Genomic DNA, 8,251 nt, shown 5'->3' on the forward strand with positions numbered 1-8,251 from the left:
CAGTGTTTTTACCAAGAGTTGTCAAACAATCCGAAACTGGTTTGGAGAAATCATTAGTTATTTCGAGCGAAGGACAACGAATGGGGTGGTCGAGGGAATCAACAATAAACTGAAACTAATAAAACGGAGAGCCTATGGCTTTAGAAACTTTCGTAATTTTTGGGTTAGAAGTATGTTATCTTGGCATCTTGTCTGTTGATTTAGCATAAAGAGTAACGAAGAGCCATTTAAACTTGATTAGGGGGTTTTCATCCCCCGTTAAACCTATATACTCAAAGTCACTAGGATCACCGTTCGGATAATCGTTGGTATAGCCAAAAGTGTATAATTTATCTGTTAATTGTAAATCTTGATCAAAATCGACATAGTTGTGATCTAAAGGCGAGTTTAATTGTAAAAGAGCCAAATCGAGCCCGTCTAGATTCGGTAAGTTGATAATTTTAGCCCTAGACATTTTACCTTGCCAAATTATCTCGATAGTCTCGCGATTATCCCGCGCATCTTCTACCACATGAAGACAGGTCAAAATTAACCCTTGTCCCACAAAAAAGCCTGTTCCTGACCCATAGATTAACTTTAACCTAACAGTGTACGAGGGTAGAGATTCCGGGGTAAGCATTTAATCAATTTATCCTCCCCATTCTAGGGTAATTTTTAAATTTCCCTTTCCTTCACCTTCCACAATTAAAGCGGTTAGTTTACCAGATTTTACCCTGACTTCTACCCCAAATTCTACGGTCGCCTTTTTGGGTTTCACTTTATTGATCGTAGCAGCGATCGATTCAGTAACTGCCTCAATTGTATCAGCCACACTTTGGAAGTCAAATATTTGATCGGATACTTCCCGTTCACCACCGAAACTTCTCGCTTCCACTAACATGGTGACATTTTCTTTAACTTTAACTGAAATAATCTCAGATCTAGATTCTGGCATAAGGCTCCTCGAATGACCCGTTTATGGTTTTCTCGATTGGTTCTCGGACAAACTTATAGCGGAAGTAAAAAGGCTTATATATATTTCGGCACGGATTCCCATTATGATAAAAAGTATAAGTCAAATCGAGGGATTTTGTCAAGTCTTTTTTGCCATTAATCTATAGAATTTTCGGGTTGCTTACCGGTCATTGTCCTGAAAAAAATTAGGTTCTTCGGTTTTTGTTATGCAAGGGAGGGGGTTATAAGGAATAAAACCCCTGTAGAGACAGACATGGCTGCGATTTTTGTCAATTGTTTTCGCTCTAGAACGAACTAATAAATTAAGTCTCTTGCCAGATAAGGATTTAGTCAATTTATGCCCCCATATCGAACCATACCAAGTAACGAAGAGCCTTTCAGTTTTTCTATTAAGCTCAACATATATTTGAAAGTTTGGCGGTCACTCCTCATTTTACCTGACTGTGATCGCTTTTACTTTTGATATTCTGATGGGAGAATGAAACAGCCCTAGGAGCGCATTAGCTTTTCGGTGGGATGCTTATACGCGATTGTTCATATTTTTGTACCAATTTAAGAGTCACTGATAATTGCTGATTGTCGGTATTTCTGCAAATGTGAGATGTACCCATCAAAAAGTAGCAGCGATTGGAGTGATTGGGGGGAAAATTCCGGGACTTTTTCCCTGAAAATTAGGTAATTGACCGCCTGAAAATGGGTAAAACCCTAGACCCCACACCCCACACCCTACCCCCACCAACAAACTTTTTGCCGCAAACCCTATTTAGTCGGTTAAATCTACATTTCGTAGCCAAATTTATTGGCATCTACTTCTTGTAAATTGATATCGATTAAACCGTATTCTGACCAGCGTTGGGAAACCTTGACCGCCATGGCCGGATCCGACTCCAAAGGTTCCCCCCACTGGTGGTCCGTTTCGGGATACATTTTAGTGGTGGCATCAATTCCCATTCTTCCCCCCAAACCGACCTTTTCGCTGGCAAAATCGAGGCTATCAAAGGGGGTTTCCGGGAGAATAAACACATCGCGAACTGGATCCACTTTAGAACTAATTGCCCAAACCACTTGCCGGGGGTCGCGAATATTAATCTCCTTATCGACGACGATGACAAATTTAGTATAGGTGAACTGGGGTAAGGCACTCCAAAAAGCTAAGGCCGCTCGCCGCGCTTGTCCTGGATAGGACTTATCAATGGAGATAATCGCCGCTTTATAGCTTAAAGCTTCCATCGGTAGGAAAAAATCCCTAATTTCTGACACTTGTTGCCGTAAAATCGGCGTATAAATACGATTAAGCGCGATGGCCATCATCGCTTCTTCCTTGGGAGGACGACCGCTAAAAGTGGTTAAATAAATGGGGTCGCGACGATGGGTCATGCAGTGGAAATGAATCAGGGGTGAATCTTCCACACCGCCATAGTAACCCATGTGATCACCAAAGGGTCCATCTGGCAATACCTCTCCGGGGGTAATTGTTCCTTCGAGGACGATTTCTGAGTCGGCCGGCACTTCCAAATCGAGGGTTTTACACTTGGCTAACTGTACCCCAGAACCGCCGTACAATCCCGCAAACAGCCATTCTGAGAGATCTACGGGGATAGGAGTGGCAGCGGCCATGATAATCAGAGGATCAACCCCTAAAGCGATGGCTATTTCTAATTTTTTGCCCATCTGTGCCGCTTTTCGCAGGTGACGCGCCCCACCGCGCACGGATAACCAGTGGACGGTCATGGTATTGTGAGACTGTAGCTGTAAGCGATAGACACCGACGTTAGGGGTTCCCGTTTCGCAATCTTTAGTAATTACTAGCCCTAAGGTGATAATCTGGCCTGCATCGCCAGAATAGGGGCGAATCATCGGAATTTTCTTTAAATCTACCTCATCCCCCTCTAAAATCACCTGTTGACAGGCAGGGAAAAAGTTACGGTTGGGTTTGGCTTTCAGGACATCAAATAAAACTTTACCAAAATCGATCGCTTGGGAGAGTTTTTTCGGCGGTTTCGGTTGTTGCAAGAGGGCGAGTTTTTTGCCTAAATCTTCCAATTCTTCGGGTTTATTCAGGTTCATCGCCCAACAGATACGTTCTACCGTTCCCATCAGGTTAATAGCGACGGGAAACTCGGCCCCTTGCACGTTTTCAAACAGTAGGGCCGGTCCCCCCACCTGTAGCATCCGATTAGCGATCTCGGCAATTTCTAAATCGGCAGAGACCGATGCACTAATGCGGCGTAATTGCCCACGCTCTTCTAAAAGCTTAATAAATCCTCGTAAGTCTCTAGCCATGATGAAGAAATGTAAATAAATCCCTGTCTTTATTATCTCTTAGGGCGGCAGTTTCGGTGGGGGATAGTCACCTTTTTGAGAGTTGGAGGCGATTCTCGTCTAGAATTAAGTAAAAAAATCCCCATCTTGCCAGGGTCATTCCTACCCCTAAGTTTATGCTTATTCAGCCCAGAGGTCAACATGATTAAGGATATTGAAATTAGTAATTTTAGATGTTTTGAGCATACCAAAATTGAAGGTTTTGAGCGAGTTAATTTAATTGGTGGTAAAAACAATTCAGGGAAAACTGCCCTATTAGAGGCAATATTTTTGTATAGTTATCCCTATCCAAATACTATTCATCCCTACATCAGAGGAATCATTCGTAGGCAATCTTTAGCAGTTGTTCGGGCTGTTCCCAAAAATGCTTGGGATGATTTATTATTCAATCTTGATAGAAAAAATATTATTGAGTTAAAAGGCTCCCAATCTAACCAAGGAGACAAATTGGTAAAAATATCGATTTCTGGTTCTCTTAAAGATAGTGTTCTAGGCATCTCTGAAGACTGGCAAAAATTATACGATTTTATCGCTAAAGATAAATCAGTTATTTCTATCTTAAATATTCACACAAGTTTTGACCATGATCATGACTCAAATGATGAGCAAATGAACTATTTTTTAATTGCCAGTTCTAAGGAGATACTAGCTTTACCTAATGGGGGTGATGAGGAACCAGTAATCATTGCCGCATCTGTCAATAAATCTTTGCAAGAATTGAGCGAGGCCTATACTAAAATAGTTTTTAATGAACAGGAAGAAGAAGTGCTAAAAGCTCTACAAATTCTCGATCCGTCCATTGAAAAAATAGAAAGTTTTTTTCTGGGTGAACCAAATTTATATCTGAAAAGAAAAGAGAGAAAACGCCTACCCATATCTCTGTTTGGTGAAGCTATTAATCGTCTGATAGAGATGATTTTTGCTCTACTCATCAATCCTAAAAAAATTATTTTTATCGATGAAATAGAAAATGGTCTTCACTATACTTCTTACCCAGATATTTGGAAAACTTTATTCCGATTAGCTATCGAACTAGATAGCCAAATTTTTGCCACAACCCACAGTTTAGAGATGATCCAAGCTTTTGCCGATGTGGGGTTAGAATATTATCCAGAACAGGGGGCTTATTTTGAACTAGCAAGGAGTCCCAGAACTGATAAAATTATCGGTATTAAAAGTGAATTAGATATCTTAGATTATGCTCTCAAGCATAATGATCGAATCAGAGGTGAGTAGAATCGTGGCTAATGTAATAATTGTTGAAAGTCAAGATGATGCGGCTTTTTTACGAGCTATTATTGAGCATATTAATGAATCGAATCATTTAAGGATAACTATTGTTGAATTTTATATTCTAGACGGAATAGAACGAGAAAATTATCGTAGCCTTGAACAACGACTGAAACGACTTAATAACACCCTGCTCAAAGATGATATTCAAAAGATAGGTATTGTTTTAGATTTAGATGAACAAACCAGAGAAGAAAGACTTGCTCTGGTTAGTCAATGTATTCAAAGAGTTTTTAGAGAAGCAGCCAGGATAGATGATACCCAAAAGCTATTTCAATTAAATGCTTCTACGAATACTCAAATAGGTTGTCATTTTCTTCATGTTAATGAACAGGGAGAACTAGAGACAGTGTTGAGAGAAATTAAAACCCAAGATTCTCCCCATGCTGATTGTGTAGAAGCTTGGCGATCCTGTCTTGCACAAAAAAATATTGATATAAATCGTAAAAAAATTGATAAATTGTGGATTCAAAACTATATCAGGGAAGATACACCATCACAGAATGAAAAAAGAGAGGCTAAGAAATATTGTAATTTATCCCATGCTTTAACCAAAAAAGACATTTGGAACTTTGAGCATGAAGTATTAAATGAACTCAAAGAATTTTTACAACTATTTGCTGTCTAATCAAAAATCCCCCTAGAAATCTAGAGGGATCGAGGGATATATGGAGGGCAATTTAGAAGTAAATTGTACCACCCCAACGCTCGTCTAGACGGGGAGCAACCAACATATAAGCGGCGACGTTATACACATCATCTTCGGTCAGATTGCGTAATTCTGGGAAGATATCCGGACGGCTAACATTGGGATGAAATTCGCTTAGATCATCTTCACCATCGTAACTGGTGGGATGTTCTAGATAATCAATCAATGCTAACAGATTATCTCTGGGAGGTTCCGCTTTTGCCAGATCACCCAGACCCAAACTGACGTTATTATTAGTTTTGGTTTTACCTTGCAGGTGACACTTAGTACAATTGGCGACAAAAAGTTTCTGTCCTTCCGTCGCTTGTTCAGAAGTCAAAGTCACCGATTCCCCTGCGTCATTGAGGGTGATGGTGAGGGTTTTTTCATTGAGTTCTAAGGCACTAGCGCCGTTAAGATTGAATTGTAATACAAAAAAGACTACAGCGATCGCTGCCACAATCAAACGTTTGATCATTGTTCTCCTACTCGCAATTGTTCCAAGAAAGGGGATTTTAAGGTGACTAAAAAATTTTCTCCTCTGGGAGGGTGTCGATCGATTCTAAGTGATCACGGACACCGAGAAGATCGCAGTGGGGAATAAAGTCAAGGGGACGTTTCCGTTTTCGAGGCGGTTACTCCTGAGCGTTGGGATAAAATCAGTGAGATAATTGCTTTAGCATCTTCTAGGGCGAGATTAGTCTGCCGATCTTTATAGGAGATGCCTAATTGGTCGCAAAGTGACAACACAGATTCATCGGCCAGATCGTACTCTGCCGCAATATCAGCGATCGATAGATCAGCAAAACCCATAGTCTAACACACCCACCAAGGATAGAGAATACTTATTAGTCACCATAATTATCATGCCATTGCCGGGGACATTCTTAACAGTGATCAGTGATCAGGAGTCAGTAGCCGGTCGTCAGGAGTCAGGAGATTATTTTTATTTGTTCTCCCATCACCCCATCACCCCATCACCCCATCACCCCACTCCCCCATCACCCCATCACCCTACACCCCACACCCCACACCCTACACCCCACACCCTGCTCCCCACTCCCCAAAATTCCCTAATTTTCCCGACTTTTGGACTATTTACTCCCTAAGATAGAGACTCGTGTAAACAAATTTAATTAAAATCGCAAAAAACCTGAAAAAATACTAAAATGTGATTAAGAATGTTATTTTTAGCGTTGTAAGGCTAAATCTTTCCCGATAACATTGTAATCATACCTCCACACTCTTTTGTACAAAGGGCTGCACCTTTGTTAACTTATGGATATACAACTGATCAACATCGGCTTCGGTAATATTGTTTCCGCTAATCGGGTTATCGCCATCGTTAGCCCTGAATCGGCTCCTATCAAACGCATCATCAGTGATGCTCGGGATAAAGGCTGTTTAATCGATGCTACCTACGGAAGACGGACTCGTGCGGTGATCATCACCGATTCTAGTCATGTAGTGCTGTCGGCCATTCAACCGGAAACCGTGGCTCACCGTTTCGTGGTCAACAAGGAAGCCCCTGTTAATAGTAGCAACTAAGTTATTAACCCCATGCAACCCGGTCAATTAATCGTCATTACTGGCCCTAGCGGTGTGGGCAAGGGTACGCTAGTACGGCATTTACTAACTCGTTTCCCTAACCTCTACCTGTCCGTATCCGCTACTACGCGCCCACCTCGACCGGGTGAAATTGAGGGGGAAGATTACTACTTTCTCGACCGTCCCAGTTTCGAGGAGAAAATGGCAGCCGGAGAATTTCTCGAATCGGCCGAATATGCGGGCAACTACTATGGAACACCCCAATCAGCGATCGCTGATCAATTAGCAACAGGCCAGACCGTAATTCTAGAAATCGAATTAGAGGGAGCCAGACAGGTGTGTAAAAGCTTCCCCGAAGCGCGGAGAATCTTTATCCTACCCCCCACTTTCGAGGAATTAGAACGTCGTTTGCGCGACCGGGGCAAAGATGCCGAAACAGCGATCGCCCGTCGTCTAGAGCGCGCCCGAGAAGAATTGGCCGCCAGCGAGGAATTCCCCTATCAAATCGTCAACGATGACCTAGAAACCGCCCTAGATACCATCGAGAAGATTATTTTTAGCCGTTAGCCATCCCATCAAGGGGCAGGAGGCAGGAGGCAGGAGGCAGCCTTGAATCAGTTATCAGCTCCTGAAGGACGCAAAGCGCCCTAAAAAGAAAAAGAGAAACTATGGGCAAGCCCTGATCTTCTAAATCTGGAAGTATCCTGAACTCAAACCGGAGTAACAATGGTGTCATGAGACCCGATTATCAGCAAAGGTCCCTAGGAAAGAGGAAAAAAGAATTGGCGAGACGAGGATTAACTCGTGAACCCGTGGTCGAGAATCAAGTAAAAAACCGGCTCTTCGGTTTGTGTTATGCAATGGACGGGGGTTATAAGGGATGGAACCCTTATATAGAAAGGCATTTAGCGATTTTTGTTAATTGTTTTTGCTCTAGAGCGAACTAATCAATTAAGTCTCTTGCCAGATAACGATTTAGTCGATTTATGCCCCCCTATCGAACCATACCAAGTAACGAAGAGCCAAAAAACCCTTCCTAGAACCAGGGTACTTCCCCGATCATAACTCGGAGCCAAGAAAGCCATGACCAAATCCCGAAACAAGTCTTCAAAAACCCAAAGTAGTGACCAGAAGTTAAACATCATCAATGCCAAGGCGGCGGGAATTGACCTGGGAGCCAGAGAACATTGGGTCTGCGTCCCCCAAGAATTGTCCCAGGAGAATATCAGGAGTTTTGGTTGTACCACTCCCGATTTGTTATTGTTAGCCGATTGGTTAGAACCGACATTCCGCACATCTTCATATACTTTTACATATTTTTACATTCCCCAAGATGTTTTGACGAAAAACCTTCATTGTAGAAACTACTATTGAGAACATTTTCAATAATTGATTTTTTCTGAGAAAAAAAATTACAATTCTTCACCTTGAGAAAAATCAATCATTGTA

At 41.9% G+C, this 8,251-nt stretch carries 13 protein-coding genes; 8 read left to right on the forward strand and 5 right to left on the reverse strand.

What is annotated here, in order from left to right:
- On the forward strand, window positions 1-199 hold a 199-nt coding region (locus IM509_RS11185), incomplete at its 5' end, for a transposase (protein WP_272079485.1).
- Here IM509_RS11185 and IM509_RS11190 read toward each other — a convergent pair.
- Together IM509_RS11190 and IM509_RS11195 are read right to left on the reverse strand one after the other, a co-directional pair.
- Entirely contained in the window at window positions 176-619 is a 444-nt protein-coding gene (locus IM509_RS11190) for a S1 family peptidase (protein ID WP_260441338.1), read from the reverse strand. The two genes, IM509_RS11185 and IM509_RS11190, sit on opposite strands and share 24 nt — an antisense overlap.
- A gap of 9 nt (window positions 620-628) precedes the next feature.
- Window positions 629-934 (reverse strand): CU044_2847 family protein, encoded by a 306-nt coding sequence (locus IM509_RS11195; RefSeq protein ID WP_002746217.1) that lies wholly within the window; start codon window positions 932-934, stop codon window positions 629-631.
- Between the two features lie 286 nt (window positions 935-1,220).
- On the opposite strand from IM509_RS11195, the gene IM509_RS11200 reads away from it, so the two are divergent.
- A complete protein-coding gene (locus tag IM509_RS11200) occupies window positions 1,221-1,364 on the forward strand; it encodes a hypothetical protein (RefSeq protein ID WP_185237765.1) in 144 nt (47 codons plus the stop codon).
- A 367-nt stretch (window positions 1,365-1,731) separates the two neighbouring features.
- Here IM509_RS11200 and IM509_RS11205 read toward each other — a convergent pair whose 3' ends face one another.
- Entirely contained in the window at window positions 1,732-3,237 is a 1,506-nt protein-coding gene (locus tag IM509_RS11205) for a UbiD family decarboxylase (RefSeq protein ID WP_185237764.1), read from the reverse strand.
- Between the two features lie 180 nt (window positions 3,238-3,417).
- Here IM509_RS11205 and IM509_RS11210 point away from each other — a divergent pair, with 180 nt between their 5' ends.
- Window positions 3,418-4,512, forward strand: coding sequence for an AAA family ATPase (locus tag IM509_RS11210; RefSeq protein ID WP_185237763.1), 1,095 nt, complete (start codon window positions 3,418-3,420; stop codon window positions 4,510-4,512).
- Window positions 4,490-5,194, forward strand: coding sequence for a DUF3226 domain-containing protein (locus tag IM509_RS11215; protein WP_069473964.1), 705 nt, complete (start codon window positions 4,490-4,492; stop codon window positions 5,192-5,194). The genes IM509_RS11210 and IM509_RS11215 overlap by 23 nt, the downstream gene beginning before the upstream one ends.
- Window positions 5,195-5,246: 52 nt before the next feature.
- On the opposite strand, the gene psbV is transcribed toward IM509_RS11215, so the two are convergent.
- Both psbV and IM509_RS11225 read right to left on the reverse strand, forming a co-directional pair.
- Window positions 5,247-5,732: a photosystem II cytochrome c-550 gene (psbV, locus tag IM509_RS11220; protein ID WP_002785283.1), complete on the reverse strand. Its 486-nt coding sequence runs from the start codon at window positions 5,730-5,732 to the stop codon at window positions 5,247-5,249.
- 128 nt (window positions 5,733-5,860) lie between these two features.
- Window positions 5,861-6,067, reverse strand: a complete 207-nt coding sequence (locus tag IM509_RS11225) for a hypothetical protein (RefSeq protein WP_002735525.1) — start codon at window positions 6,065-6,067, stop codon at window positions 5,861-5,863.
- A gap of 465 nt (window positions 6,068-6,532) precedes the next feature.
- On the opposite strand from IM509_RS11225, the gene remA reads away from it, so the two are divergent.
- From remA to IM509_RS11245, 4 genes are all read left to right on the forward strand, one after another.
- On the forward strand, window positions 6,533-6,802 hold the full coding sequence (remA, locus tag IM509_RS11230) for an extracellular matrix/biofilm regulator RemA (protein ID WP_002737924.1): 270 nt from the start codon (window positions 6,533-6,535) through the stop codon (window positions 6,800-6,802).
- Window positions 6,803-6,814: 12 nt separating this feature from the next.
- On the forward strand, window positions 6,815-7,369 hold the full coding sequence (gene gmk / locus IM509_RS11235) for a guanylate kinase (RefSeq protein WP_185237762.1): 555 nt from the start codon (window positions 6,815-6,817) through the stop codon (window positions 7,367-7,369).
- A 348-nt stretch (window positions 7,370-7,717) separates the two neighbouring features.
- Complete coding sequence (locus tag IM509_RS11240; RefSeq protein ID WP_287716942.1) at window positions 7,718-7,867, forward strand: hypothetical protein; 150 nt, start codon at window positions 7,718-7,720, stop codon at window positions 7,865-7,867.
- A gap of 18 nt (window positions 7,868-7,885) precedes the next feature.
- Complete coding sequence (locus IM509_RS11245) at window positions 7,886-8,176, forward strand: hypothetical protein (RefSeq protein ID WP_185236861.1); 291 nt, start codon at window positions 7,886-7,888, stop codon at window positions 8,174-8,176.
- The last annotated feature ends 75 nt before the right edge of the window (window positions 8,177-8,251 follow it).

Source organism: Microcystis sp. M31BS1 (assembly GCF_020245285.1).
In the GTDB taxonomy this organism is placed as follows: domain Bacteria; phylum Cyanobacteriota; class Cyanobacteriia; order Cyanobacteriales; family Microcystaceae; genus Microcystis; species Microcystis panniformis.

Excerpts from the sequence above, each read along its gene's own strand:
- IM509_RS11190 (WP_260441338.1), bottom strand. The coding sequence starts at position 619 with ATGCTTACCCCGGAATCTCTACCCTCGTACACTGTTAGGTTAAAGTTA.
- IM509_RS11195 (WP_002746217.1), bottom strand. The coding sequence starts at position 934 with ATGCCAGAATCTAGATCTGAGATTATTTCAGTTAAAGTTAAAGAAAAT.
- IM509_RS11205 (WP_185237764.1), bottom strand. The coding sequence starts at position 3,237 with ATGGCTAGAGACTTACGAGGATTTATTAAGCTTTTAGAAGAGCGTGGG.
- IM509_RS11210 (WP_185237763.1), top strand. The coding sequence starts at position 3,418 with ATGATTAAGGATATTGAAATTAGTAATTTTAGATGTTTTGAGCATACC.
- IM509_RS11215 (WP_069473964.1), top strand. The coding sequence starts at position 4,490 with ATGATCGAATCAGAGGTGAGTAGAATCGTGGCTAATGTAATAATTGTT.
- psbV (WP_002785283.1), bottom strand. The coding sequence starts at position 5,732 with ATGATCAAACGTTTGATTGTGGCAGCGATCGCTGTAGTCTTTTTTGTA.
- IM509_RS11225 (WP_002735525.1), bottom strand. The coding sequence starts at position 6,067 with ATGGGTTTTGCTGATCTATCGATCGCTGATATTGCGGCAGAGTACGAT.
- remA (WP_002737924.1), top strand. The coding sequence starts at position 6,533 with ATGGATATACAACTGATCAACATCGGCTTCGGTAATATTGTTTCCGCT.
- gmk (WP_185237762.1), top strand. The coding sequence starts at position 6,815 with ATGCAACCCGGTCAATTAATCGTCATTACTGGCCCTAGCGGTGTGGGC.
- IM509_RS11245 (WP_185236861.1), top strand. The coding sequence starts at position 7,886 with ATGACCAAATCCCGAAACAAGTCTTCAAAAACCCAAAGTAGTGACCAG.